This is a genomic window from Terrabacter sp. R4-6, assembly GCF_057529065.1.
On record NZ_CP197224.1, the window covers coordinates 3,696,236 to 3,721,361 of the forward strand.

Below are 25,126 nucleotides of genomic sequence, written 5' to 3' on the forward strand. Positions count from 1 at the left end.
AAGCTGGAGCAATGAATAACCGAGTGGCGACGGCAGGTCTCGTTGCCTTCCTCGCGGTCGACGTCGCGCTCGTCGCGCTCGCGCTGCGGTCGGGCCACCACATCTCGGAGGCGCTGCCCCCGGTCTCGACGACGCGCACCGCGGCGTTGACCACGAGCCCGCCCGCGACCGGCACGTCCGACCCGACCGAGGGCACGACGCCGCCGGCGTCCAAGTCCGTCCCGGTCACCCGTCTCGTCTCCGCGCTCGACGCCGCGACGGCTTGGCGAGCCACGACCGGCGCCTGCGACGCCGGGGGAGCGACCGTCGAGGTGACCGCCGACGGCGGCCAGACCTGGACGAAGGTGCGGTCGCCCGCCCGGGCCCTCGTGCGCGTGCAGCCGCTCGACGAGGCCCGTGCCTTCGTCATCGGGGCCGGCGCCGACTGCACCCCCAAGCAGTACGCCTCGCGCGATGCGGGCCAGACGTGGCAGGCCCCCACGGCGGTCGTCGGGGGCTGGGCCCGCCGCCTCGACGCGCCGACCCAGGTCCTGGCGCCCCGGGAGACCGCGGCCACGCCCTGCGGTGACGCCGTCGTCGTCGACCTCTCCCGCACCTCGGCGACCCAGGCGCAGGCGCTGTGCGCCGACGGTTCGGTCGTCGTCACCGAGGACGGCGGCACGAGGTGGACCGACTCCGGTGACGCGCCGGGCGCGGTGGCGCTCAGCAACCTCCTCGTCGACGGCTCCCTGAAGACGTATGCCGTCCGCATCGTCGCTGCGTGCAAGGGGGTCCAGCTCGTCGAGGTGGCCAAGGGCCGCAACGCCGACGTCGTGGCCTGTGTCCCCGTCGCGAACCCGGAGCGCGGCAGCGTGGGCCTGTCGGTCACCGACCGCGCCGGCTGGATCGTCTCCGGCAACCAGACCTGGCTCTCGCAGGGTGACCTGAACTCGTGGAAGCGGGTCTGACCCCGGCCGACCGGGCGGCCGCGACGGCTCCTACTGGTAGGCGTTGAGCTCGTCGTTGCGGATGGCGTCACCGAGCTCAGCCATCTTCACCTCGTCGACGATGTCGATCGACGCTCCGGCCGGGCTCGTGCCGAAGCCGGTGAAGGGCGCCGTGATGAACCGGATGTCGCCGCCGCGCAGGTCACGCAGCGCGAGCGCCTCCGAGCGCATCGTGCCGACGTCGAGCTTCTGGTCGACGGTGAGGTTGGTCGTGGCCGCCTCGACGAAGTCCTTGAACTTCACGGGGTTGAGCAGCACGTCCTTGTTCAGCGTCTTGAGCATGAGCGCCTTGATGAAGGCGAGCTGCCGCTGGCCGCGGGAGATGTCGCCGTCGCTCAGCTGCTTGCGCTCCCGGACGAAGGCCAGCGCCATCGCGCCGTCCATGTGCTGCGCGCCCTCGGTGAAGACGTACGGCGGCTGGTTGCTGCCCTCCTCGACATTGACGTCGACGCCGCCGACCGCGTCGGTCATCGCCTTGAACCCCTCGAAGCCGACGAGCGCCACGTGGTCGATCCGGATGCCGAGCATGTTCTGCATCGTCTTGACGAGCAGCGGGGGACCACCGAACGCGTAGGCGGCGTTGAGCTTGTTCTTGCCCTTGCCAGGGATCGAGACGTAGAGGTCACGGGGGAAGTGGATCAGGGTGACGCTCGAGTGGTCGGCAGGCACGTGCACGAGCACCATGACGTCGGACCGGCCGCCGACGCGGCCCGGCCCGGCGTCGCTGCCGACGACGAGGTAGTTCGTGCCGTTGCCGACCGGCTGCGCGACGACGTTGCCGTTCTTGTCGGTCGGCTGGCTGCCGGCCGACGTGTCGTCGGGCAGGAGCAGCTCTTGCTTCACGTTGTTGGTGACGATGTGGTTGAGCCACGCGAGGTAGCCGCCGACGGCGAGCACGGGGACGAGGAGCAGCACGAGCGCGGCCACGAGGACCTTGCGGTTGCGCTTCTTCTCCCGGCGGCCGGACCCACCGTCGGCGGGCGTGCCGCCGTCGCCGTCGTCGCCGGACCCGCCCGAGCCCCCGGAGGAGCCGTCGCCGGCAGCGACCTGCTCGGAATCGAACAGGTCGGTGTCGCGTTCTCGGGTGCTGTCCACGGCGCCAAGTGTAGGTGTCGGGAGTCGTTCGCACTGCTGCTTACACTGTCCGCCATGCCCGGAGCGCGAGGAGAGACCCGACGTGTGAGCGCCGACCTCCCCGTCGCGGTCGGGGCGGTGCTGGGCTTCGTGGTCTACGTCTGGGTGCTCATGCACGCGACGGTGCCGCTCGTGACCGTCTTCGGCTTCGCCTCCGACGGGCACCCCAAGCTGTACGCGGCCTTCCTGGCCGCGCTGGCCGGACTGCCCGGGCTCCTGCTGACGCTGCCCCGGGCGTTCACGCCGCCCGCGTCGACGGTGCAGCCGTCGGTCCGCAGTCGTCGTCAGGCCTCGGCCCTGAGGCGCTCCTACGTGCGGACCGACGTCCTCGGCCTCGCGGCCCTGCTCCTCGCCCAGGTCCCGCTGCCGGCGCCGTGGGGCCCCGCCGGCAAGGCCGCGACGATCGCCAACATCACGAAGTCCCCCGAGATCGTCGAGCTGAGCGCGATGTTCGCGAACTACTCGCTCGCGATCTTCGCCGTCGGCATCCTCGGAGCCGTCGTCGCCAAGGTCTACAGCCACGCGGCGGCACTGCGGGTCCTCGCGATCATCCTCGTCGTCGGGGCACCCGTCGTCGCCTGGCTCCTCGTGGTGCGCGCCGTCAGCTGACCGACAGGAGGCTGTCGACCTCCGCCCGGATCCGCTCGCAGAAGCGCGCCTCCGAGAAGCGCTCGGCGTGCGCCCGGATCGCGGCGGCGTCCCAGGCCCGCTCTCGGGCGGCGACGAGGGCGGCCCGGATCGCCGGCACGGTCGGCTCCTCGAAGAACGTCCCGTTGACGCGCTCGTCGATCGTGTCGAGGTAGCCGCCGGCGTGCAGGGCCACCGTCGGCAGCCCGAAGGCCGCGGCCTCGAGCGGCGTCAGCCCGAAGTCCTCGAGGCTCGGCGCCAGCAGGGTGCGCGCGTGGGCATACGTCCAGCGCAGCTCGGCGTCCGACAGGCCCGAGACGATGCGGACGTTGTCCGGAGCCTCGGCCCGCAGCCGCGCCTCGAGGGGACCGGCGCCGACGACGACGAGCCGCTCGGGGAGGTCGCGCACGGCGTCGATCGCGACGTCGACGTTCTTGTACGGCAGCAACCGTGACACGACGAGCAGGTAGCCGTCGTCGGCCCAGTCGGCGAGCGAGGCCACCGCCTCCTGCGGGTCGGCCGGGTCGATGCCGTAGGGCGGGGCGAGCACCTGGGCGTCGATGCCGTATGCCGCCGCGACGCGTTCGCGGACGACCGTCGAGTTCGCGAGGTAGCGGTCTGCGGACGCCGCGGCGCGGCGGTCCCAGCGACGCAGCCACCCGCCGAGCAGGCCCAGGGCGCGTGCCTTCACGGACCGGCCGGCCCCGTCCCCGAGGTAGGCGTCGGCCTGGTAGAGCCAGCGCGCCGGGGCGTGGCAGTAGACGAGCTTGCGCCCCGTCGTCGGCACGCCGTGCGCCCAGCCCGAGCTCGACACCACGACGACGTCCGCGTCCACGGGAAGGCGCGACACGGCATACGGGAGCAGGGGGAGCGCGGCCCGGTGGTCGCGGCGCAGCGCGCCGATGCGGTTGATGGGGGAGACGACGACGCGGGCGTCGCGGAACTCCGGGTAGGTGCCGGCCGGGTCGTAGAGCGTCGTGTGGATCGTGGCGTCGGGGAAGGCACGGTGCAGCGCCAGGACGACCCGTTCCGCGCCGCCGCGCTGGGTCAGGTAGTCGTGCGCGATGGCGACGCGTGGTCGGTCGGCCGGGGGCTCCTGTCGGCTCACGAGGCGGCGTCCTCCCAGACCCGGGTCACGGTCTCTGCGGTCCGTGCGAGGTCGAAGCGCCCGGAGACGTCGGCACGGGCGCGGGCCGCGCGCGCCAGCGCCTCCCGGGGGTGGTCGATGACGTCGATGAGGGCGAGGGCCATCCCCTCCTCGTCGCCGGGGTCGACGAGGAGTCCGGTCTCTGCTCCGGGAGGAGCCGTCCGCACGATCTCGTCGACGCCGCCTCCACGGGTGGCCACGACGGGCACGCCCCACGCCATCGCCTCCGTGACCACCTGGCCGAAGGGTTCGGGGACCGTCGACGCGTGAACGCACACGGACAGGGCGTCGAGCTCGGTCCGCGGGTCCTCGACGAAGCCGACCAGCTCCACACTGGCCCCGAGCGCGAGCCGGTCGATCTCGGAGCGGATCGCGCGCTCGTGCTCCTCGGCTCCGAAGGCCGCGGCCCCCAGGAGCCTGAACCGGGCCCTCGGGCGCGCGTCGACGACGCGCCGGGCTGCGCCGACGAGGACGAGCTGGCCCTTGGTGGGGCTCAGCCGGCCCACCATCCCGACGACCGGGTCCCCCTCGGGTTGAGCCTGACGGGGAGTCGCAGCCAGCTGGCCGACGGCCAGGCCGGGGTAGGCGACCACGAGGCCGCGGGCTCCGGGCAGCGTGGCGGCCGTGGCCTCGGAGTTGGCGACCACGGCTCGCGGCACGGACCGGGCCAGGGCTCGCAGCAACCGCACCGTCCGCGCCGGCAGGTAGTCCTCGGCGATCCGGTCGTGGACGTGCCAGACGAGGGGTCTGCGCAGCAGCAGGGCCACCGGGACCGCGAGCAGGTCCGCCTTGAGCGACGTCGTGTGGACCACGTCGACGTCCAGCCGACGCACGGACGCGACGAGTCGACCGAGGAAGGCCGACCCGGCCGCAGCACCGCGCAGGACACCGAGCGGTCCCGCGGCTCGGCTGAGGTCGCGCACCGTCGGGTCCAGGGGCACGACGACGACCCGGTGGCCGGCGTCGCGCAGCCGCTCCTCGAGCGGCCCCGACGAGAAGAGGACGACGACGGGGTCGATGCGAGCCCGGTCGACGGCGTCCAACAGCCGCAGGAGCGCGAGCTCTGCCCCGCCCAGCTCGGCCGTGTGGTCGAGGATCGCCACGCGCACGGGACGGGGCGGACGAGGGGCGGCGGGAGGCACGCCCCGAGGCTACCCACGGACCTCGTCGAACTCGGTCGATCCGTGCAGGTTTGCTGACATACTTCCGCACATGCCGGCCTCCTCGCCCTCCGTCGACGTGGTCGTCGCGACGTTCAACCGCCCCGACAACGTGCGGATCTGCCTCGAGCACCTCGGCCGCCAGACGCTCACGCCCGACGAGATCGTCGTCGTCGACTCGTCCCCGCACCGGCTGACCGCCGACGTCGTCGCCGACTTCCCGGGCGTGCGCTACATCCGCAACGACGCCGGTCCGGGCACCCTGGCCACCTCGCGCGCCATCGGCGTCGCCGAGACCCGGTCCGACATCGTCGCCTTCGTCGACGACGACGCCTACGCCGAGCCCGACTGGCTCGAGAACATCGTCGCCCGCTACGCCGACCCTGCCGTCGGTGCCGTGGGCGGTCGCGCGAGCAACGGCCGCCCCGGCGAGGAGCACGAGGGGCTCGACGCCGTCGGACGCCTCCTGCCCGACGGCACGCTGACGGGCAACTTCGCCGCCGACACCGGTCGCGACCTCGACGTCGACCACGTCCTCGGCGCCAACATGTCGGTGCGGCGCTCCGCGCTCGACGAGATCGGCGGCATCGTCGACCTCTTCCCGGGCACCTGCCTGCGCGAGGAGAGCGACATCATGCTGCGCCTCGGCCGAGCCGGCCATCGCATCGTCTACACGCCGACGGCCCTCGTCGAGCACGTCGCGGCGCCCTACACGCGGGGGCGCCGCTTCGACGTGCGCTACACCTTCTACGGGCACCGCAACCACGTCGTGCTGCTCGCGCACGCGTTCGGCATGACCGCCCCCATCCTCCGTCGCTACTACGGCACGGCCCTGCAGGGCGTCGGGGGCAGCGTCGTCGAGGGCGTCAAGACGGTCGTCGACGGCGAGCGCTCGCCGCGCCAGCGGGTCCGCTCGGTGGGTGGCAAGGCATTGCATGCCTCCGCGGTGCTCGGCGGCCTCGCGGTCGGTACCACCGCGGCGGTCCGCACCCGACTCGGCGACCGCCGCCACGGCTGACGTGCCCTCCACCGACCCGGGGGAGCCCGAGGAGAGCCCTGCCGCCCAGGTTGCGGACGGACTGATCATGCCGCCTCCGCTGTCCGCGGAGCACGGCATCGGGGACGAGCAGGAGGTGATGAGTGCCGGCAACCTGCAGCAGCGAGCGGTCCAGGGTGCCGCCTGGACGGTCATCAACACGTTCGTCGGCATCCCGATCGCCTTCGGGGTCAACCTCGTTGTGGCCCGGGTCCTAGGCGCCGCCGACTACGGCCGCCTCGCGCTTCTGACGGCACTCATGGAGTTTGTGAGCGCGGTGCTGACGAGGGGTGTGGCCACGGCGGTCATCCAGTTCGGGTCGAAGGAGCACGCCGCCGGCCGCACCGCCGACGTGGCGCGCCTGCTGTCGCAGTGGCAGGGTTTCCGACTACTCGTGGCCATGCCCGTGCTCGGCGCCGTCGTCTTCGTCGTCGCAGACGTCCCGCCAGAGGCCATGGTCCTCGCCCTGGTGTTCGGCGTCGTGCTCCCGGCGGCCCTGGACGGCGGGGCGGCTTGCCTCGGCATCGAGAACAAGACCGCCGACGGCGCCAAGATCGCCCTGTTGACGACTCTCATCACCCAGGTCGCGGTCCTCGCCGTGGCGTGGCTCGCGCGGACGCCCGACGCGGTGTGGGCGACTCGACTGGTCGTGTCAGGCTCGACCGTGGCGCTGTGTCTGTTCCGGATCTCACCGGCCTACCGGGTCGCCGTCCTTCGGCCCATGCTGCCGCGCGGGCTGCCGCCGGGCTTCTGGGCGTTCGCCGTGCCGATGGGGCTCGCGGGCGTCGTCAGCGGCCTCATCTCCTCGCGGAGCGAGGTCTTCGTGATGAGCTGGCTGGCCGACCCGGCCGCGCTCGGCATCTACGCCCTGGCGTTCGGTCTCGCCGTGCATGCCTTCGCGCCCGCCCAAGCCCTCGTGGGTCCGCTGATCCCCGCCATCTCCGGTCTGCGGGAGGTGGACGAGGCAGCGGTCAGACCTGCGTTCCGCCGCGTCACGAGAGCCGGGTCCACCGTCGTCGCCCTCATCCTCTCCACCGCCCTGGCTCCGCTGGCCCTGCTCGTGCCGCTGCTCTACGGGCCGGAGTTCGAAGCCGCGTCCCCGGTCGTCCTGGCTCTCGGCATCACCGCTGGGCTCGCAACGGTGGGTGGGCCGGTCTTCGCGTTCGTCTCCGCGAGGCTCTCGGGAAAGGCCATCCTGGCCGCGAACCTCGTCGCCCTCGTCGTGGACATCGGTCTGGCCGTCCTGCTCATCCCGCCGCTCGGCACGTGGGGAGCGGTCATCGCCAACGCCGGCGGCGCCGCCACGACCCTGACGATCCTCGGCACCCGGGAGCTGCGGGCGCTCGAGCTCCCGGCACGCACGGCCCTGCGTGACGCCTTGCCGGCCATCATCGGCTCTGTGTGCGCGGCCGTCGTGTTCGTCGTGGGGGCCCAGATCCACGCTCCGGTGGTCGCCCGTGCGGTCGGAGCGGGTCTCGTCGGAGGACTGCTGTGCGTCACCGTCATGGGGTTGCTGCGGGTGGGCCTGACGTCGGACGACCGCGGGGCCGTCGGTCGGGCCATTCCGTCCCGCGCCGGTCGGTTCGCCGACCTGCTCCTGAAGTGGGTCTCCGTGCCCGACCGCCGCGCCTCGTGACGCCCGGGGTCAGCGGTCAGTCGGACGCGCCGCGGGCCCGGTCGTAGATCTCGAGGTAGCTCTGGGCCACCGTCGTCCACGAGTAGCCGAGCACGCTCGACCGACCCGCGGCGGCCAGCTCGGCCGCGCGTCCGGGGTCACCCAGCACCGTCGTGATGGCGTGGGCCAGGGCCCCGGTGTTGACCGGGTCGACGAGCAGGCCGTCGTGGCCGTCGGTCACGAACGAGGACGGGCCGCAGAGACTCGTCGCCACGAGGGGTGTCCCGGCGCGCCACGCCTCCAGGGCGACGATGCCGAAGGCCTCCTTGCGGCTCGGCACGACGACCACGTCGGCGCGACGCATCCACGCGTGGACGCCGGCCTCGTCGACCGGACCCACGAGCTGGAGCCGCTCACCGAGGCCGAGCCGCGCGCCGAGCTGCCGCAGCGGCTCCCGCTGCGACCCGTCGCCGGCGAGGACGAGGCTGGTCTCGAGGGGGGAGGCCGCGACGGCCTCGACGAGCAGGTCGAAGCCCTTGGCCGACTCGAGCCGTCCGACGCCGAGGACGACGGGGCGGTCGCCGAGGTCGACCTCGTCCGGCCGGACGCCCGACGGTGGCGCCGACGGCACGGGTCCGACGCCGTTGGGCACGACGACGCCGCCCACGAGGCCGAAGCGCCGGCGCAGGTCGTCGAGCACGGGCTCGGAGCACCCCGTCGTCGCCGTCGAGGTCGCGATCGCCCGCCGCAGCCCCCACCGGATCAGGGCGGAGGTGTCGAACGCGGCGTGGTCGTCGGCCGTCGTCTCACCGTGGCTCGACACCACGAGAGGGACCTCGGTCCGGCGGGCCAGCGCGGCGGCATACACCCCGTTGGGTCCGAAGCACTGGACGTGGAGCAGGTCCGGACGGAACTCGCGGAACGCCGACCGCCACGTCTGCCACGCAGGCGGCGCCGCACTCGTGAAGCTCAGGAGGGCGCGGGCGGAGCGTGCCGGCAGCGGGGTCGGCAGGTGTCGCACGACGATCCCGTCGAGCTCGGTGACACCGAGGTGCTCACCGCGGTCGACGGTCCAGACCTCGACCTGCGTGTCGGCAGCCCGCAGCTCGCGCGCGACGTGACGCACGTGCGACTCCACGCCGCCGAGGTGCGGGTGGTACGAGGACGTCACGAGGGCGACGCGACGGCGCATCGCGGCTCCTCCCGTTCGGGCACGCGTGGTCACCGGCTCCTGCACGGTTCCACCCTACGATGCGAGGGCATCCCCAACCGCTCTCAGACAGGCAGGCCCCGCGTGCCCCGGCTCACGATCGCCACGACCGCGACGGCGGTGCCCATGGGTGCGCAGGCCTACCAGCGGCACATCGCCTCCCGCGCCGCCGCGGCGCTCGACGCGCTGTCCGGACCCGACGAGACGTGGTCCGTGCGACACGCGGTCGCCCGCTCGCTCCGCTCCCCGCTCCCGGGCACCCGGCGTCTTCCGATGGGCTGGCTCACGGGCGCCTCGCCGCGCGCTCGGGCCGGGGCCGGGCGTCTCGCGTACGCCGGGGGAGACCTCGTGCACCGGATGGACCTCGAGCTGCCGCCGGCACCCCACGAGGTCGTGACGCTCCATGACGTCGTGGCGTGGCGCTACGCCGACGAGTCCCCGCCGGTGGCCGCGGCGGCCGAGGAGCTGCGGCGTGCAGCGGCCGTCGTGTGCGTGTCGACGTTCACGGCCACCGAGGCCGTCGACCTGCTGGGGCTCGTCGACCCGGTCGTCGTGCCCAACGGCGTCGAGGACCGCTTCTTCGGCGCCCGGCCGATGGGCGCCGAGACGCTGGCCGGGCTGGGGATCGAGGGCCCGTTCGTCCTCACGGCCGGGGGTGCGTCGGAGCGCAAGAACCTCGCCGCGCTGGCCGACGCCTGGCCGCGGGTGCACGCCGCCCGTCCCGACCTGACCCTCGTGCTCGCCGGGCCGGCGCACCCGCGTCGCACCGAGCTCTTCGCCGCGCTCCCCGGCGTGCGCCTCGTCGGACGCGTCGCCGACGACGTGCTGCCGAGGCTGTATGCCGCCGCGTCCCTCGTCGTCGTGCCCTCCCTCGTCGAGGGCTTCGGCCTGCCGGCGCTGGAGGGCATGGCCACGGGTGTTCCCGTCGTCGCCTCCGACCGCTCGTCCCTCCCCGAGGTCGTCGGTGACGGTGGGCTGCTCGTGGAGCCGGTCGGCATGGCACTCGCCGACGGGATCCTCGACGTCCTCGCCGGTGGCGACGACGTCACGGCGATGGCCCGACGCGGTCTCGAGCGGGCACGCCGGTTCACGTGGGAGGCGAGCGCCGCGGGCCACGCCCGGGTCTGGCGCTCGGTCGGCGGCTGACTCAGCCGACGGGCCCCGCCGTCTCCCGCGCCGCGCGACGCGAGCCCCGGACGTCCGGGGCGAGGTTGGGGGAGTCGCCGCCGACGACCGCGAAGGTCGCCGCCGCGACGGCCGCCACGAGCAGCGCGCTGCCGACGACGTCGCGGGGCTGGTGGGCGTACCACGTGACGTTGCCGAGCCCGATGCAGGACGCCGCCACCGCCACGCCGACCAGGCCGCGTCGCGTCACGGGGCGCGCCCACACGACCGCGACCCCGACGAGGAGGCCGAGGCCGGCGGCCGCGTGGTTCGAGGGGAAGGCGTCGCCCCCGATGCCGAAGACGTCGCGGACGCGCAGCTCGAGAGCGACGAACGTCGCCGCGGCGGGGATGACGACGCCGGCCAGCGCGCGCCGCCAGCCCCCACGCACGAGGGCGAGCAGGGCGAGGACGATCACGGTCGGGGCGAGCACGACAATGACGAGCGGACGGGCCAGCCGGTCCAGTCCCTGACGCAGCGGTGTGGGGAGCCCGTTGAGGATCCATCCGCGCAGCGTGGCGTCGAGCGACACCCCGGCGCCGGTGCGGGTCGACGCGAGGGCGAGGAGCACGAAGGCCGTGGCCGCGATCACCGCGATGCCGCCCCAGCGGAGCCGATCGCGATGCGACACGTGCGCCTCCTACGGGGCTGTTAGGGTGCGATCGACCAGTCCGCTTGCAGTCTATGGGGGTTCGCGCGATGGCAGCCCACGAGGCGACGGAGGCTCCCGCGGAGGGGGTCACGGTGCCTCTCGAGGTCCGGATCGGATTCGCGCACGCCTGCCTCCAGTGGGTCGCTGACCGGTGCGGCGCCGACCTGCTGCACGTCAAGGGCGCCGCCCTCGACCCGACCCTGGTCCCCGGGCGTGGCTTCTCCGACGCGGACGTGCTCGCCAGGCCGGAGCACGTGCGGATGCTGCTCGACGAGCTGCGCAGGCACGGCTGGGAGCTCATCAACTCCTTCGCCTACGGCTCGTCCTTCGAGCACTCGGCGACCCTGCGCCACGACGACTTCGGCCTCCTCGACCTGCACCGGATCTTCCCGGGCACCGGTCCCACGCCGGAGCGCGCCTTCGACACGCTCTGGGCGGATCGGACGACGACGGTGCTGGGCGGGGTCGAGTGCGCGGTCCCGCCGCGTGACGCCCAGGCCGCCCTCCTGCTGCTCCACGCCGCTCGGGGTGGCAGCGACCCCAAGGCCGCCCACGACGTCGAGTGGGTGTGGACCTCGGCCGACGACGCCCGACGTGCCGCCATTCTCGACTGGGTCGACCGGCTCGACGCCGGGTTGGGCTTCTCCGTCATCACCGGCACCCTCGACGACCACCGGGACGACCCGGCCTACGACCTCTGGCGCGTCGCGTCACGTGGCGGCACGCGGATGGAGGAGTGGCAGGCTCGGGTGCGTGCGGCGCAGGGAATCCGCGGCAAGCTCACGGTCGCCTCGCGGTCGGTGCTCGTCAACGTCGAGCACCTGACGATCGTTCGCGGGCGACCGGTCTCGCGCCGGGAGATCGTCGCCGAGTTCTTCGACCGGCCGGTCCGCGGCCTGCGCGAGCAGGTCGTCCGTCTGGCGCGTGGGGGCCGGCAGTGACCGCCGCCTTCCGGCCCGGACCCGAAGCCGGCGTCACCCTGAGCGACGACGGGAGCTCCGTCTACGTGGCGCACCTGCCCGGGGGACCGCTCGTCGTCCTCGACGGTGCCGCAGCGGTCATCTGGGTCGAGGCCACGACGGCTCCGGCGACGGGCTGGGTCGCCCGCGTCGCCGAGCTCGTCGGGCAGCCCGAGGACGCCATCGCCGCCGACGTCACGGCGTTCGTCGCCGACCTGAGCGCGCGGAGGCTGCTCGTGCCCCAGACCGCGGACGAGCCCGACCCCCGGGCCGACACCACGAGCTGAGCCGGAGCGAGACCGCGTCGTCAGGCCTGGTGCTTGGCTCGCGCCCGCTGCTCGCGCCGACTCAGCTTCACGTCGGCGTCGCGGTTGTAGCCGTAGTAGCCGTAGCGGTGGGCCGTCGAGGAGCCGGACGACACCATGTTGAGGGCGAATCCGGCGACGGGGGCGTCCACGGTCTCGAGCGACTGGACGGCGCTGGCGAGGTCGCGCTTCTTCGTGCGCTCGGCGCCGACGACCATGATGAGGCCGTGGGTCAGCTTGTTGATGAGCACGGCGTCGATGACGGGGACCACGGGCGGGCTGTCGACGAGGATGAAGTCGTAGTCGTGCGACAGCTTGCCGAAGAGGACCTCCATCGGCTCCGAGCCGAGCAGCTCGCTCGGGTTCGGCGGCACCGGCCCGGCCGGCAGCACGTGGAGGGTGCTCTCGCGCCAGCGCTGGATGACGTCCTCGGTGTCCGCCTGCCCGAGCAGCAGGGTGGTGAGGCCGAAGGAGCCGTCGAGGCCCATCGTGCTCGCGACCGACGGGTTGCGCAGGTCGCCGTCGATGAGCAGCACCTTCGACCCGGCATCGGCCATGGCGATCGCGAGGTTGACCGTCGTGGTCGTCTTGCCCTCGCCCGGCACCGAGGAGGTGACGACGAACGAGTGGCCGGCCGTCGTGACGTCGACAAAGAGGATGTTGGTGCGCAGCCGCCGGATCGACTCGGCGTGCCGGCCGTGGGGGTCGCTCTCGAGCGAGAGCAGACCGTTCTTGACCGACTTCACCATGGGGATGTCGCCGAGGATGGGCCGGTTGGACAGCGCCTTGATGTCGTCCTCCGTGCGCACCTTCGTGTCGAGGGTGTGCCGGAGGAGAGCGAGGCCGATGCCGAGCGCCAGACCGAGGAGGCCGCTGAGCAGCAGGTTGCGCTTCGCGTTAGGCGACACAGGTTCGGTGGGCACCGTGGCCGGGGCGATCGGAGTTGCCTCGACGGACTGCCCGTTGGCGGCCAGGAGCGGCGAGAACTTCTTCGTCGCGACCTCGGCGAGCACGGGCCCTGCCTCGTTGGCGATGCGGGCCAGCAGCACGGGATCACCACCGGTGGCGGTGATCGTCATGATGTTGGACGTCTGGGCCACCTCGCCGGACACCGACAGCGGGGCGCCGGGCGCGAGGCCCAGTCGCTCGCGGAGCGGCTCGATGACCGACGGTGCGTTGAGGACGTCGAGGTAACGGGCGAGGTCGTCGGCACTCACGGCATACGTCGTCACCTGGTTGTTGGTGGACGCGCCGGCCGGCTGGGTCGCCGACAGGAAGATCTTGGCCGTGGACGTGTAGACGGCAGGCGTCAGCATCGTCTGGACGGCAGCCGCTGCCACCACGGCGAGCAGGCTCACCGCGATGATGCGCCACCGTGCCCCCAGAACGCCCAGGAACTCCCGGAACGTCACTTTGCCCCCCCGGCCCAACTCGACAGTACGTGCGGTGATCCTCCCATATCATCCAAGGGGTTGTGCCGAGTCGCGGACATCCGGGGGACGGCACGGGGAGAGGGGTGAGTGGTCATGTGGGCACTGCGCGTGTCCCACAGCGCCGTCGTCGACGCGTGGCGTGAACGGGAGCGGGCCTTGCGACGCCTCGGCCACCGTGTCGACGTCGTGTCGGCTGCGGCGTGGCCCGAGGGCGGTCGCCGCGTCGCGCTGTCCGTGCGCCCCGACGAGCCGGTCGTGCCGGCGGGCACCGTCGGCTCCCATCCGGCCCTCTTCCTCTACGACCCGCGCCCGCTGTGGCGGGCCCTCGGCCGCCCCGTCGACGTCATCGACGTCCACGAGGAGCCCTTCGCCCTCGCCACCGCCGAGGTGCTGCTGCTCCGGTGGCTGCGGCGCCAGCGGGCACCCTACCTGCTCTACTCGGCCCAGAACATCGACAAGCGCCACCCCGTGCCCTTCCGGTGGCTCGAGCGGGCCGCGCTGCGGCACGCGAGCGGCGTCAACGTCTGCAACGACGCGGCGGGCCGCATCGTCGAGCGCAAGGGCTTCCCGGGTCGGGCCCGCACCCTCGACCTCGGGACCGACCTCACCGTCTTCACCCCGCCGCCGTATGCCGTCGCGGCCCGTGAGGTGCCCGTCGTCGGGTTCGCGGGTCGCCTCGACGCCGGCAAGGGGGCCGACGTGCTCCTGCGCGCTGTGGCCCTCGAGCCCGCCGTGCGCGTACGCCTCGCCGGCGACGGACCCGAGAAGCACGTCCTGATGGGTCTCGCGGCGCGGCTCGGCATCGCCGACCGCGTCGACTTCGTCGGCGCACTGGCGCCCGAGGGACTGCCCGACTTCTACCGCTCCCTCGACGTGCTGGCCGTCCCGTCTCTCACGACACCCTCCTGGGTCGAGCAGTTCGGCAGGGTCGCCGTCGAGGCGATGGCCTGTGGCACCCCGGTCGTCGTCAGCGACAGCGGCGCGCTGCCCGAGGTCGTCGGCGACGCCGCCCTGGTCGTCGCAGAGGGCGACGCCGTCGAGCTCGCCAAGGCGATCAGCGAGGTCGTGCACGACGGCGACGTGGCCGGGCGGCTCAGAGCAGCCGGCCTCGCCCGCGCCGCGGCGACGTCGTGGGACCGCATCGCGGTGGAGCACGACGCGATGTACCGCGCCGCGACGAAGCAGTGGACGCAGGCCGGACCGGACGACCGGCCGCTCGAGGTCGTCGTCGTCGCCTACGGCCAGCCCGACCTGCTCGCCGACGCGCTGGCTCCACTGGGCTCGCTGTCGGTCACGGTCGTCGACAACTCCTCCTCGCCTGCGGTGCGCGCCGTGGTGGAGGCCGCGGGCGCCCGCTACGTGGACCCGGGTCGCAACGGGGGCTTCGGGGCCGGCGTCAACGAGGGGCTGCGACGGGTCGACCCCCGCGCCGACGTCCTGCTCGTCAACCCTGACGCGGTAGTCGCCTCGGGCGACATCGAGGTCCTGCGCGCAGCCCTCCACGCCGAGCCCGACCTCGCGAGCGTCGGGCCGTCGCAGGTCGACGCCACGGGCACGCCCTCCCGCGTCGATTGGCCCTTCCCGTCACCGCTCGCGACCTGGGTCGAGGCGGCCGGTCTCGGACGCCTGCGGCGCAACCGCTACGTCATCGGCTCGGTGCTGCTGCTTCGCCGCGAGGCCCTCGACCACGTCGGTCCCTTCGACGAGGAGCGCTTCTTCCTCTACGCGGAGGAGACCGACTGGGCGCACCGCGCCGTCCTGCTCGGCTGGCGACATGCCCTCGTGCCCGCCGCGCGGGCCACGCACGTGGGTGCCGCGACGAGCACCGACCCGGCGCGCCGGGAGGGGCACTTCCACGCCGCACAGGAGGTCTACCTCCGCAAGCACTTCGGTGCCGTCGGCTGGCAGGTGGCGCGCGCCGGGCAGCTCGTCGGTTCGACCGTGCGTGGCGTCGTGCTCCCCGGCGAGCGCGGTCGGGCGGCTCGCGCCCGCGTCCGCCTCTACCTCTCCGGGCCCGCCCGGTCCGAGCTGCGGCCGGCGGACTCCGCCGCGGCGTCGGCCCGGGGGCGGCGACCGCGCTCGACCGCCGAGGGGGAGGCGTCGTGAGCAGCCTTGTCCCCGTCGGGCTCCGCGGCGCCGGACGCCGTGACCTGCTCGTCCAGGGGGCCCTCGTGCTCAGTGGTCTCGTGCTCGTCGCGGTGGTCGGTCACCTCGCCGTCACGCTGCCCGAGGCCGCGGTCATCATCGCCGTCGGCGTCCTGGGCGTCGGGCTCACCGCTGTCCAGCCGGGACTCATCCCGGTCGCCGTCCTGCCCCTGCTGCTCGTCGTGCTCCGTGTCGGCACCGGCGGCATCGACCTGTCCCTGTCGGACTTCGCCCTCGCCGCCGCGGTGCTCCCGGCCCTCTTCCTCGCCAAGCGTCCGTTCTCACCGGGGATGCGCGCCGTCCTCTGGGCCTCGGCGATCTACCAGTTCGCGACATTGGTCACCGTCGTCAACAACCCGTATGCCGCCAACGCCGTCGAGTGGGCGCACGCGTGGATGATGGTGGCGGGGTCGCTCGTCGTCGGATGGGCCGTCGGCGCCAACGGCCACGGCCGGGTGGGCGTACGGCTCCTCGTCGGCACGATCGCGGTGCTCGCCCTCATCACCGTCATGGAGGGCAGTGTGCACTTCGCCCAGGGAAACTTCTCACCGGTCTACCCGAGTTTTCCCTACGGCATGCACAAGAACTTCGCCGGCACGGTCTGCGCGACCGGGGCCATCATGGTCTACGCCCGGCCGACGTGGGCGGGGATCAACCGGCGCTGGTCCGTCGTCCTCATGGTGCTCATGCTCACCGCCGTGCTGTTCACGCAGTCGAGGCAGGCCCTCATCGGGCTCGTGGCGGCCGTCTTCGTCCTCGTCCTGCGGTCCAAGACCGACCGGAAGAGGTCGAAGCTCGTGCTGCTCCTCGTCGCCCCGCTCGTGCTCTTCGTGACGAACCTCGTGCAGGACCAGGTCCAGTCGGGCAACCAGTTCAACTCCGTCTTCCAGCGTCTGACGTGGTTCCAGGACTCGATGACCGTGTGGTCCTCGGACCCGTGGTTCGGCGTGGGGCTGCGGTGGTGGTACACCGACCGTTTCCCCTTCCAGTTCCAGCCGCCCAACGCCGAGATCGAGGTGCTGACCTCGGCCGGCGTGGTGGGCCTCGCGGCCTTCGTGCTGCTCATGGTCGTCGCCCTCCGGGTGGCTTGGCGGCTCGACCCGGCCTACGGCTCCCTGGCGGTCGCCGTGCTCGTGTCGCGTCTGGTCCAGGGCCAGTTCGACCTGTTCTGGTCGGCGGTTCAGGGCTCCGTTCCCTTCGTCGTGCTCGGGATCTGCCTCGGCGCGAGCTGGCACGCGGAACGCGAGAGGGCGCGGTCGGTCGACGTCGCCGCGACCCCTCGGGTGCCGGCGGACACGGCATGACGACCATCGTCCAGATCACGCCCGAGATCGGCCCGGGCACGGGCGTCGGTGCTGTCGCGCACCACCTCGAGCAGGAGTGGCAGCGGCTCGGCGTCGACGTCCGGCGGTTCACGCTCGTCGAGGCCGGCGGCGGGTGGCTCCCCACCCCGGGCGGGGGCGTGGTGGGACGTCTGGCGCTCGTCGGGCGCGTCGTCTGGTTCTCGACCGTGGGCACGGCTCGGGCGCGACGCCACCTGCGTCAGCACCCCGAGCAGCTGTCGGTGTGCCACAACGACGCGGTCGCGGGCGACGTCTACGTCAACCATGGGCTGGTCGCCGTGGCCATGCGCGCGCGGGGGCACCACCGGCTGCGCATGGTGCGCAACCCCCTCCATCTCTTCACCACCACGCGCGACCGGATCCGCTACTCCCGCGCGGGGACGCACCGGGTCGTCGTCAACCTCGTCACCGACGAGGAGCGGCTGCTGCGCGAGACCTACCCGCGGCTCGCCATCCCGACCGTCGTCATCGGCAACGGCGTCGACGTCGACCGGTTCCGGCCGCCGACGGACGAGGAGCGTCGGCTGGCGCGACAGGCGCTCGACCTCCGCGACGAGGACCGGATGGTGCTCTTCATCGGCAACGAGTTCGGGCGCAAGGGGCTGCCAGTCCTCGTCGACGCCGTGGCAGCCCTCGACGACGACGTGCACCTGGTCGTCGTCGGCGGCACCGCCGACATGATCCAGGCCGAGTCGGCACGCGCCGCCTCCCGGGGTGTCGGTGGGCGCCTGCGCTTCGCGGGCTCCGATCCCGATCCGCGGTCCTGGCTGCACGCCGCCGACGTCCTCGCCATGCCGAGCGCCTACGAGTCCTACGGCCTGGTCGTCCTCGAGGCACTGGCCTGTGGGGTGCCCGTGGTGGCGACGGCCACGGGCTGCGTGCCCGACGTCGTCGTCGAGGGCGTCAACGGCGCCGTCGTCGACTCGAGCGTGGCCGGACTCGCCGCCGGGCTCTCCCGGGTGCTCGGCCTCGAGCAGGAGCCGACCCGTCGCGCGGCCCGCGCGACCGCGGAGCAGCACTCGTGGGCCTCGGTGGCGCGGCACTACCTCGAGGTGCTCCGTGTTCCGGTGGGGACGGGTGTCGCGTCGGCAGGCACCGAGGAGGACGTGAGGTGAGGATCGTCCACGCGGTCCGCTCCGACGCGTTCGCCGGGGTGGAGAGCCACATCGCCAGGCTGTCCCGGGCCCAGCTGGAGTCGGGAAACGACGTGCTCGTCGTCGGCGGTGACCCGACCCGCATGGCCCTGGCCGCAGGACCGGGCGTCCGGACGCTACCGGCGTCCACCGTCCACGGGGTGCTGGCGGCAGTTCGGCGCTGGGCGAAGGGTTCCGGCGTGGTCCACGCGCACATGACGGCAGCCGAGATCGCCTGTGCCACAGCGATGCTCGGTGTGAGCACTCCACTGGTCGTCACGCGTCACTTTGCCCGCGCCCGAGGCAGCAACCCGGTGTCCACGGTCGCGGCGAACGCTGCAGGACGACGGGTGGACGCACAGATCGCGATCAGTCACTACGTGGCCGACACCGTCGCCGGCCGCAGCGTGGTCATCCATCCGGGCGTCGACTCGACGACGTCGACGACACCCGCCGAGGGGCGCGACCGCGTCGTCCTCGTGGCCCAGCGCCTCGAGCCCGAGAAGGACACCGACGTGGCGCTGCGTGCGTTCGCCACCTCCGGTGTCGCTGCGCAGGGGTGGCGCCTGGAGATCGCGGGAGACGGGTCGGAGCGTCACCGGCTGACCGCCCTGGCGGACGACCTGGGCATCACGGACTCGACGCGTTTCCTCAGTCACCGACGTGACGTGCCCGAGCTCATGGAGCGGGCCGGGGTGCTGCTCGCACCCTGTCGCATCGAAGGGCTCGGGCTGACGGTCCTCGAGGCGATGGCTGCCGCGCTGCCGGTGGTCGCGGTGGGTGCCGGGGGCCACCTCGAGACCGTCGGCGCCGTCGCCGGTGCTGCACTCCACCCACCCGGTGACGCACGGAGGGCCGGCGAGCTGCTCGCAGCTCTCGCCGGAGACCCGGGGCGCCGCGACACGTACGCAGCCGCGTTGCAGGCCGTCCAGCGCGACCTCTTCACTCCCGCGCACCAGGCGCGGGAGACCGCAGCGGTCTACGGGGAGGTCCTCTGATGGACCTCGTCGTGACCTCCCTCGAGGCCTGGGACGGCGTCTGGCGCCGCAACCAGCACCTCGTGGCCGGACTGCTGCGCCGCGACCCCGACCTGCGGGTGCTCTTCGTCGAGCCGGCGACCGACCCGCTCCACGCGGCTCTTGGCGCCAGCCAGCCGAGGCTGGGGCGCGGCCTGCGTGCCGGGCCGCCGCTCGACGGCATACGGCCCGAGGCGCTGTGGCTCCTCGAGCCGACGAAGTGGCTGCCGCGACGGGTCGACCGTCGCGTCGACGAGCGCTGGGCCCGGCAGGTGCTCCGGACCACCCGGTCGCTGGGCATGGCCGAACCGGTCCTCTGGGTCAACGACCCGACCGGCTCGCTGCTCGTCGAGGCCACGCAGTGGCGCTCGCTCTACGACGTCACCGACGACTGGACGCTCGCCGACCGGTCGAACGCCGAGACCGAGCGGGTCATCGCCCAGGAGCAGGTGCTGCTGGCCCGGTGCGACGAGGTGGTCGTGTGCTCGCCGGCGCTCTCGGCGAGCAAGGGCGCCCTCCGCGAGGTGACGCTCGTGCCCAACGGGGTCGACACGGCGGCCTACCTCGTCGCCCGCGACCGTCCCGCGGACCTTCCCGGCGGAGCCGTGACCATCTACGTCGGCACGCTGCACGGTGACCGTCTCGACGTCGACCTCTGCGCGGCCACGGCCAGAGCCCTGTCGGGGTCGGGCACCCTCGTGCTCGTTGGGCCGAACGCGCTTGCGACAGAGCAACGTTCGCGTCTCGAGGCCGCCGGGGTCGTCATGCTCGGTGCACGCCCGAGCGCCGATGTGCCGGCCTACCTCCAGCACGCCGACGTGCTCGTCGTGCCGCACGTCGTGAGCCCGTTCACCGACAGCCTCGACCCGATCAAGCTCTACGAGTACCAGGCGGCGGGTCGACCCGTCGTCGCGACGCCGGTGGCCGGCTTCCGTGACGTCGTCGACGACCGGGTCACGGTGGCCGGGCAGGAGACGTTCGTGGCTGCTGTCGTCGGGGCTGTCGCGGCCGTCGGGGCTTTCGGCGGCGTCGGCGCGGACGCCGGCCGCGTCGTGGACCCGGAGCGCGCTGCCGGTGCCGACTGGTCGCGCCGCGTCGACCAGGTCGCCGAGGTGCTCCACCGGCTGATCGAGCGGGGGGCGGCCGAGTGACGTCGGCGGAGCCGACCGAGGGCCTCCTCCACGTCGAGGCGCTCGGCGCCACGATCGCCATCGAGGTGCCGGACCACCGCCTACGGCCGGCCGTCGAGCACGCGTGGTCGGCGTGTCGCACGACGCCCGTCCAGGGGTGCCCCGTCGCGGCGGCGCCCGAGCTCTCGCCGGACGCGGGTGCCGACCACGTGGCGCAGGCCCTGCAGTCCCTGACGCAGCTCGTCACCCGCGCGGCGATCCTCGCCCGAGCGGGCGAGCTGATGATGTTCCACGCGTCCGCCCTCTGCGACCAGCGGTCGGGCGCGACGATCGCCATGGTCGCGCCGGGCGGCACCGGCAAGACGACGCTCGTCCGCACGCTCGGGCCCGGGCGCGGCTACGTCACGGACGAGACCACCGGGGTCGCCGCGGACGGCTCCATCTCGACGTACTGCAAGCCCCTGTCGGTGCGGCGGCCCGACGTGGGCCAGCCCAAGGACGAGGTCGCTCCCTCCGATCTCGGGCTCCAACGCCCGCAGGTACGGCCCTGGCTCGCCGGGATGGTGATCCTGCGACGCGACCGCGAGGCAGGCGAGCCCGTCGTCGTCGAGGAGGTGGACGTGCTCGACGCCCTGGTCCTGCTGGCGCCGGAGACGTCGTCGCTCGCGTCCTTCGACCGCCCGCTCCACCGGCTCGCCGACCTCGTCCAGTCGGTCGGCGGTCTGCGACGGGTCCGCTACCACGACGCCGCCGACGTCGAGCCCGTCTTGCGCGAGGTCCTCGGGAGGTCACGATGAGCGACACCGCCGGGGTCCTCACGCCGCACACCCTCCTGCGCTCGGGTGACGTGCTCGACACGTACTCGACGGACGACGGCACGGTCGTCCTCGTCGCGGGCACTTCCGGACACCGCGTCGTGCGCCTCTCGCCCCTGGGCCACGCCGTCCGGTCGGCTGTCGGGACGGGCCGGACCCTCGCCGAGCTCGAGGTCGAGCTGGTGTCCAGGCTCGGGGCCCCGCCGGCCGGGGGAGTGTCAGAACTGGTCCGTTCGGCGGTGCTCGCGCTCATGGACGAGCACGTCATCGTCGCAGGTCAGAGGCCTAAAGCCGACAATTCGGGCGTCATGCGATCGTGATGTACGACCAAGGTCGCACAGTGTGCGATTTCCGGCATCGGGGGCCCCTTGTTCCGGTATGTTGACGAGGCACGCGGGGGTTTCAGTCATCGAGTGGGGGATTCACACATGTCACAGAATCAAGGCGCCGACACGGCGCCTCCGAGCCGTCGCTCGGTCGTTAAGGGCGCGGCGTGGGCCGTGCCCGCAGTCGTGGTCGCGGGGGCCGCGCCCACGGTCGCCGCATCGGCGGGGCCGCTCAGCTTCACCGGCGGGGCGTGCAAGCTGCCTGGCAACTCGACGGACGTGCTCAAGGGTTACGTCTTCGAACTGACTGCTGTTAACACCACCGGGCCGCTGCCCACCACAGGCATCACTGTGATCAGCGACGTCAAGATCAACGGTGTGTCTGTCTCGGGCTTTAGTGTCGACGTGCGCGATGGTGACGAGTGCGTCGGCACCTGTGCTACGACCAACTGCGGCTTTGATCCGGATCACGTGTTCTGCACGCCGGATGGAGCCACACAGCAGGTGCTTATATACACCGCAGACAAGCCCACCGGCAATAGCCAAAACGCTGAGATGTCGCTGACGTACCAGCGTTACGACTGTCTTGCCGGCGGTGTATGCCAGGCGATCGGCGAAGCGACACCACTCAGCAGCGGGGAACGAAGCACCCCGTCTGCGCCTGGTCCCAACCAGGGCAACTGCAAGGTCGAGAATATCTTCCCGATTCCTACGGGACTCTGAGCTCCAGGAACTGAAAGAATCGAAGAGGCGCCGTCCATATGTGGACGGCGCCTCTTCGTCATCCCGGCTCGGCTGCGGCGCCTTGAAGCTCCTCTGCCACGTGAGCGATGAACGAAACCACGTCGAGGTCACCGACGACCGGTCCGCCGGCCAGCATCCCGTCGGCGCCCAACAGCAGCGCGGAGGGCGTCCCCCGGAAGTCGAAGCTCTCGAAGATCCGCCGGGCAGGGTCATGGACGCTCCTTGGCTCATGAGTCCTGGTAAGAGTGCCTATGCCGGGCTCGAGGCTGATCACGTGGCGAATGTCGATCTGGGGTAGCTGAGCTCGCCATTTCGATGTCGCTGCGATGACGTCGACGCACGGCCCGCACCCTTCAGAGACGAACAGTAGGAGTTGGGCGCGCGCGGCGCTGAGCCGACGTAGGTCAGTTTCCGAACCGTCACCCAGCACGACTGGCAGGGCAGGGGTGCGCTGGCGCAGGTATTCGCCCTCTTCGTCGGCCGGTGGCGTGGTCCTGGCGGCATAGTCGGTCTCCGGCGTCGCTCCGGCGACGAGCCAGGTCGTCAGCGCCGCGGCCACCGCCGCGGATAGCCACCACCACGGCAACCGTCCGTCGACGACGCGCGCCACCACCGAGGACCCTTGGGTCGCGACCCCGAAGGCGGTCACCGCGAGCGCGACGAGCCACGCGTTGCGCACGACCGTGCGACGCGTGATGCGTCCGGGTGCGAACTCCCCGAAGCACGCGCACTCGACGTCCTCGTCGAAGCCCAGGGCCCGCACCACGAGGACGAGGTATGCCGTGAAGAGCAGGAGCGCGGCCACGGCGCCGACGGTGCCCACCGGTCCGCCGACGAGCACGAGCAGGGCGGCGAGCAGCAGCTCACCCCACGGCAGTGCCTCGACGACGAGCCGCCGGGACAGGGGCGCCGGCACGCGGAGGTCCCGGAAGGCCTCGGCAGAGGCGCTCGGCGACCGCAGCTTGCCGACCGCGCTGACGACGAGGACGACCGCGAGGATGACGGGCGCGAGGGCGAGGGCGTCGGAGGGCACGTCGCATTCTAGGCAGGGGACGGCATACCACCGGGGGTGATCGGGCGATCCCACGGGCCGGCCGGCAGGGCGACGGGCACCTCCTGCACAATCGGGGCCATGCGCGTCGTCACGGCCAACGTCAACGGGATCCGGGCAGCCGCCAGGCGCGGCATGGTGCCGTGGCTCGAGCTGGCCGAGCCGGACGTCCTGTGCCTCCAGGAGGTGCGGGCCGACGACGTCGAGCTCGCCAAGGTGCTCGCCGACGCCGGCCTGGCCCACTGGTCGGTCGCGCACACGGAGGGCTCGACCAAGGGACGTGCGGGCGTCGCCGTCGTCACGCGCGAGCCCCAGACGGCGGTGCGCGTCGGCATCGACGGCGCGTTCGCCGACGACGGCCGCTGGGTCGAGGCCGACGTCGTCACCGCGGCGGGTCCGCTGACGGTCGTCTCCGCGTACGTCCACACCGGGGAGGCGGGCACCGAGCGGCAGGACGTCAAGATGGCCTTCCTCGCCGCCATGACGGAGCGGATGCGCCGTGCCGCCGAGGCCGACGAGCTCGTCCTCGTCACGGGCGACCTCAACGTCGCGCACCGCGAGGCCGACCTCAAGAACTGGAAGGGCAACCTCAAGAAGGCCGGCTTCCTGCCGGAGGAGCGCGCCGTGCTCGACGGGTGGTTCGCAGGCGGCGACTGGGTCGACGTCCAGCGCCGTCACGCCGGTGACGTCGCCGGTCCGTACTCGTGGTGGTCCTGGCGCGGCAAGGCGTTCGACAACGACGCGGGCTGGCGCATCGACTACCAGCTGGCCACGCGCCGGCTGGCCGAGACCGTCACCGACGTCGTCGTCGGGCGGGCGCCGACGTACGCCGAGCGCTGGAGCGACCACGCACCGGTCGTCGCCGACTACGCGCTCGAGCCCGCCTGACGCGCATCGCGGAGCCCGTTCGAGCCGGGCCGGTTTGGGGACCCCGGCCGCCCATGGGCCAGAATGCACCCATGTCCTCGACGCCCTCCCTCCCGACCACGACGCCGCGAAGCCTCTCGGGCATGCAGCCGACGAGCGACTCGCTCCACCTCGGCAACTACATCGGTGCGCTGGTCGAGTGGGTGCGCCTCCAGGAGACGCACGACGCCTTCTACTTCGTCGCCGACCTGCACGCCCTGACCGTCGCCCCGGACCCCGAGGTGCTCCGCGAGCGCACCCGCATCACGGCGGCCCAGTTCATCGCCGGCGGCGTCGACCCGGCGCGCTCGACGCTCTTCGTCCAGAGCCACATCGCCCAGCACACCGAGCTCTACTGGGTGCTCGGCACGCTCACCGGCTTCGGTGAGGCGAGCCGGATGACGCAGTTCAAGGACAAGTCCGCCAAGGGCACCAACACCAACGTCGGCCTCTTCGCCTACCCCGTGCTCCAGGCCGCCGACATCCTCATCTACGACGCGAACGTCGTCCCCGTCGGTGAGGACCAGCGCCAGCACCTCGAGCTCTCGCGAGACCTCGCGGGCCGCTTCAACCAGCGCTTCGGTGACACGCTCGTCGTGCCCGAGCCGCACATCATGAAGGCGACGGCCAAGATCCAGGACCTCCAGGACCCGACCGCCAAGATGAGCAAGTCGGCGGCCTCCGACACCGGGCTCGTCAGCCTGCTCGACGAGCCCGCGCGCATCGCGAAGAAGATCCGCTCGGCCGTCACGGACGCCGAGCGCGAGATCCGCTTCGACGAGGAGAACAAGCCGGGCATCTCCAACCTGCTCTCGATCCACTCGGCCCTGTCGGGCACGCCGGTGGCGATCCTCGAGGAGCAGTACACCGGCAAGGGCTACGGCGACCTCAAGAAGGACGTCGCCGAGGTCGTCGTCGAGGCGGTCACGCCGTTCCGCACCCGCACCCTCGAGCTCATGGCCGACCGCGCCGAGCTCGACCGCATCCTCGCGGACGGTGCCGAGCGTGCCCGTGCCGTCGCGGAGGCCACGGTCCGCCGCGTCTACGACAAGGTCGGCCTGCTGCCCTCGACGCTGCGTCCCTGACCCA

Annotated in this window: 24 protein-coding genes; 17 read left to right on the plus strand and 7 right to left on the minus strand. The window is 72.7% G+C overall.

Annotated features, from left to right (window positions below; all coding sequences use genetic code 11):
* Positions 1-23 precede the first annotated feature (23 nt).
* A complete protein-coding gene (locus tag ACSSS0_RS17195; RefSeq protein WP_487228941.1) occupies positions 24-947 on the plus strand; it encodes a beta propeller repeat protein in 924 nt (307 codons plus the stop codon).
* 30 nt (positions 948-977) lie between these two features.
* Here the strand turns inward: ACSSS0_RS17195 and ACSSS0_RS17200 are convergent, their stop codons facing one another.
* On the minus strand, positions 978-2,081 hold the full coding sequence (locus tag ACSSS0_RS17200; protein WP_487228942.1) for an LCP family protein: 1,104 nt from the start codon (positions 2,079-2,081) through the stop codon (positions 978-980).
* Between the two features lie 54 nt (positions 2,082-2,135).
* Here ACSSS0_RS17200 and ACSSS0_RS17205 point away from each other — a divergent pair, with 54 nt between their 5' ends.
* Positions 2,136-2,729, plus strand: a complete 594-nt coding sequence (locus tag ACSSS0_RS17205; RefSeq protein ID WP_435986717.1) for a hypothetical protein — start codon at positions 2,136-2,138, stop codon at positions 2,727-2,729.
* Here ACSSS0_RS17205 and ACSSS0_RS17210 read toward each other — a convergent pair.
* Positions 2,722-3,855 carry a glycosyltransferase gene (locus tag ACSSS0_RS17210; RefSeq protein ID WP_487228943.1) on the minus strand — a complete coding sequence of 378 codons (1,134 nt, stop codon included), beginning with the start codon at positions 3,853-3,855 and terminating at the stop codon, positions 2,722-2,724. The two genes, ACSSS0_RS17205 and ACSSS0_RS17210, sit on opposite strands and share 8 nt — an antisense overlap.
* Entirely contained in the window at positions 3,852-5,036 is a 1,185-nt protein-coding gene (locus tag ACSSS0_RS17215) for a glycosyltransferase (protein WP_487228944.1), read from the minus strand. Before ACSSS0_RS17215 ends, ACSSS0_RS17210 begins: the two co-directional genes overlap by 4 nt.
* A gap of 70 nt (positions 5,037-5,106) precedes the next feature.
* On the opposite strand from ACSSS0_RS17215, the gene ACSSS0_RS17220 reads away from it, so the two are divergent.
* Both ACSSS0_RS17220 and ACSSS0_RS17225 read left to right on the plus strand, forming a co-directional pair.
* Positions 5,107-6,072 carry a glycosyltransferase family 2 protein gene (locus ACSSS0_RS17220; protein ID WP_487228945.1) on the plus strand — a complete coding sequence of 322 codons (966 nt, stop codon included), beginning with the start codon at positions 5,107-5,109 and terminating at the stop codon, positions 6,070-6,072.
* A 67-nt stretch (positions 6,073-6,139) separates the two neighbouring features.
* Positions 6,140-7,726 (plus strand): lipopolysaccharide biosynthesis protein, encoded by a 1,587-nt coding sequence (locus ACSSS0_RS17225; protein WP_487228946.1) that lies wholly within the window; start codon positions 6,140-6,142, stop codon positions 7,724-7,726.
* A 16-nt stretch (positions 7,727-7,742) separates the two neighbouring features.
* Here the strand turns inward: ACSSS0_RS17225 and ACSSS0_RS17230 are convergent, their stop codons facing one another.
* Entirely contained in the window at positions 7,743-8,897 is a 1,155-nt protein-coding gene (locus ACSSS0_RS17230; protein ID WP_487228947.1) for a glycosyltransferase family 4 protein, read from the minus strand.
* A gap of 102 nt (positions 8,898-8,999) precedes the next feature.
* Between ACSSS0_RS17230 and ACSSS0_RS17235 the strand changes: the two genes are divergently transcribed.
* Positions 9,000-10,061 (plus strand): glycosyltransferase family 4 protein, encoded by a 1,062-nt coding sequence (locus tag ACSSS0_RS17235; RefSeq protein ID WP_487228948.1) that lies wholly within the window; start codon positions 9,000-9,002, stop codon positions 10,059-10,061.
* 1 nt (position 10,062) lies between these two features.
* Here the strand turns inward: ACSSS0_RS17235 and ACSSS0_RS17240 are convergent, their stop codons facing one another.
* Positions 10,063-10,710 carry a phosphatase PAP2 family protein gene (locus tag ACSSS0_RS17240; protein WP_487228949.1) on the minus strand — a complete coding sequence of 216 codons (648 nt, stop codon included), beginning with the start codon at positions 10,708-10,710 and terminating at the stop codon, positions 10,063-10,065.
* Between the two features lie 68 nt (positions 10,711-10,778).
* Between ACSSS0_RS17240 and ACSSS0_RS17245 the strand changes: the two genes are divergently transcribed.
* On the plus strand, positions 10,779-11,672 hold the full coding sequence (locus ACSSS0_RS17245; RefSeq protein WP_487228950.1) for a nucleotidyltransferase family protein: 894 nt from the start codon (positions 10,779-10,781) through the stop codon (positions 11,670-11,672).
* The gene (locus ACSSS0_RS17250; protein ID WP_435986708.1) at positions 11,669-11,977 is read left to right on the plus strand and encodes a PqqD family protein; all 309 of its coding nucleotides are present in this window, start codon (positions 11,669-11,671) and stop codon (positions 11,975-11,977) included. Before ACSSS0_RS17245 ends, ACSSS0_RS17250 begins: the two co-directional genes overlap by 4 nt.
* Positions 11,978-11,997: 20 nt before the next feature.
* Here the strand turns inward: ACSSS0_RS17250 and ACSSS0_RS17255 are convergent, their stop codons facing one another.
* Positions 11,998-13,407, minus strand: coding sequence for a tyrosine-protein kinase domain-containing protein (locus tag ACSSS0_RS17255; protein ID WP_487228951.1), 1,410 nt, complete (start codon positions 13,405-13,407; stop codon positions 11,998-12,000).
* 114 nt (positions 13,408-13,521) lie between these two features.
* Between ACSSS0_RS17255 and ACSSS0_RS17260 the strand changes: the two genes are divergently transcribed.
* From ACSSS0_RS17260 to ACSSS0_RS17295, 8 genes are all read left to right on the plus strand, one after another.
* Positions 13,522-15,534: a glycosyltransferase gene (locus tag ACSSS0_RS17260; protein ID WP_487228952.1), complete on the plus strand. Its 2,013-nt coding sequence runs from the start codon at positions 13,522-13,524 to the stop codon at positions 15,532-15,534.
* On the plus strand, positions 15,531-16,877 hold the full coding sequence (locus ACSSS0_RS17265) for an O-antigen ligase family protein (protein ID WP_487228953.1): 1,347 nt from the start codon (positions 15,531-15,533) through the stop codon (positions 16,875-16,877). Before ACSSS0_RS17260 ends, ACSSS0_RS17265 begins: the two co-directional genes overlap by 4 nt.
* Positions 16,874-18,031 carry a glycosyltransferase family 4 protein gene (locus ACSSS0_RS17270; RefSeq protein WP_487228954.1) on the plus strand — a complete coding sequence of 386 codons (1,158 nt, stop codon included), beginning with the start codon at positions 16,874-16,876 and terminating at the stop codon, positions 18,029-18,031. The genes ACSSS0_RS17265 and ACSSS0_RS17270 overlap by 4 nt, the downstream gene beginning before the upstream one ends.
* A complete protein-coding gene (locus tag ACSSS0_RS17275; RefSeq protein WP_487228955.1) occupies positions 18,028-19,047 on the plus strand; it encodes a glycosyltransferase family 4 protein in 1,020 nt (339 codons plus the stop codon). Before ACSSS0_RS17270 ends, ACSSS0_RS17275 begins: the two co-directional genes overlap by 4 nt.
* Positions 19,047-20,216, plus strand: coding sequence for a glycosyltransferase (locus tag ACSSS0_RS17280; protein ID WP_487228956.1), 1,170 nt, complete (start codon positions 19,047-19,049; stop codon positions 20,214-20,216). Before ACSSS0_RS17275 ends, ACSSS0_RS17280 begins: the two co-directional genes overlap by 1 nt.
* Positions 20,213-20,992 carry a hypothetical protein gene (locus ACSSS0_RS17285; protein WP_487228957.1) on the plus strand — a complete coding sequence of 260 codons (780 nt, stop codon included), beginning with the start codon at positions 20,213-20,215 and terminating at the stop codon, positions 20,990-20,992. Before ACSSS0_RS17280 ends, ACSSS0_RS17285 begins: the two co-directional genes overlap by 4 nt.
* Positions 20,989-21,330, plus strand: a complete 342-nt coding sequence (locus tag ACSSS0_RS17290) for a hypothetical protein (protein ID WP_487228958.1) — start codon at positions 20,989-20,991, stop codon at positions 21,328-21,330. Before ACSSS0_RS17285 ends, ACSSS0_RS17290 begins: the two co-directional genes overlap by 4 nt.
* Before the next feature lie 108 nt (positions 21,331-21,438).
* Positions 21,439-22,059 (plus strand): hypothetical protein, encoded by a 621-nt coding sequence (locus ACSSS0_RS17295; RefSeq protein ID WP_487228959.1) that lies wholly within the window; start codon positions 21,439-21,441, stop codon positions 22,057-22,059.
* A gap of 58 nt (positions 22,060-22,117) precedes the next feature.
* Here the strand turns inward: ACSSS0_RS17295 and ACSSS0_RS17300 are convergent, their stop codons facing one another.
* On the minus strand, positions 22,118-23,113 hold the full coding sequence (locus ACSSS0_RS17300) for a TlpA family protein disulfide reductase (protein ID WP_487228960.1): 996 nt from the start codon (positions 23,111-23,113) through the stop codon (positions 22,118-22,120).
* Positions 23,114-23,212: 99 nt separating this feature from the next.
* On the opposite strand from ACSSS0_RS17300, the gene ACSSS0_RS17305 reads away from it, so the two are divergent.
* Positions 23,213-24,019, plus strand: a complete 807-nt coding sequence (locus ACSSS0_RS17305) for an exodeoxyribonuclease III (protein ID WP_487228961.1) — start codon at positions 23,213-23,215, stop codon at positions 24,017-24,019.
* Between the two features lie 53 nt (positions 24,020-24,072).
* Positions 24,073-25,122, plus strand: a complete 1,050-nt coding sequence (trpS, locus tag ACSSS0_RS17310) for a tryptophan--tRNA ligase (protein WP_487228962.1) — start codon at positions 24,073-24,075, stop codon at positions 25,120-25,122.
* The last annotated feature ends 4 nt before the right edge of the window (positions 25,123-25,126 follow it).

Bases quoted from the DNA above. Each gene is read 5' to 3' on its own strand.
- ACSSS0_RS17205 (WP_435986717.1), top strand. From the start codon at position 2,136: ATGCCCGGAGCGCGAGGAGAGACCCGACGTGTGAGCGCCGACCTCCCC.
- ACSSS0_RS17220 (WP_487228945.1), top strand. From the start codon at position 5,107: ATGCCGGCCTCCTCGCCCTCCGTCGACGTGGTCGTCGCGACGTTCAAC.
- ACSSS0_RS17225 (WP_487228946.1), top strand. From the start codon at position 6,140: ATGCCGCCTCCGCTGTCCGCGGAGCACGGCATCGGGGACGAGCAGGAG.
- ACSSS0_RS17230 (WP_487228947.1), bottom strand. From the start codon at position 8,897: ATGCGCCGTCGCGTCGCCCTCGTGACGTCCTCGTACCACCCGCACCTC.
- ACSSS0_RS17245 (WP_487228950.1), top strand. From the start codon at position 10,779: ATGGCAGCCCACGAGGCGACGGAGGCTCCCGCGGAGGGGGTCACGGTG.
- ACSSS0_RS17260 (WP_487228952.1), top strand. From the start codon at position 13,522: ATGTGGGCACTGCGCGTGTCCCACAGCGCCGTCGTCGACGCGTGGCGT.
- ACSSS0_RS17270 (WP_487228954.1), top strand. From the start codon at position 16,874: ATGACGACCATCGTCCAGATCACGCCCGAGATCGGCCCGGGCACGGGC.
- ACSSS0_RS17280 (WP_487228956.1), top strand. From the start codon at position 19,047: ATGGACCTCGTCGTGACCTCCCTCGAGGCCTGGGACGGCGTCTGGCGC.
- ACSSS0_RS17290 (WP_487228958.1), top strand. From the start codon at position 20,989: ATGAGCGACACCGCCGGGGTCCTCACGCCGCACACCCTCCTGCGCTCG.
- ACSSS0_RS17295 (WP_487228959.1), top strand. From the start codon at position 21,439: ATGTCACAGAATCAAGGCGCCGACACGGCGCCTCCGAGCCGTCGCTCG.
- ACSSS0_RS17305 (WP_487228961.1), top strand. From the start codon at position 23,213: ATGCGCGTCGTCACGGCCAACGTCAACGGGATCCGGGCAGCCGCCAGG.
- trpS (WP_487228962.1), top strand. From the start codon at position 24,073: ATGGGCCAGAATGCACCCATGTCCTCGACGCCCTCCCTCCCGACCACG.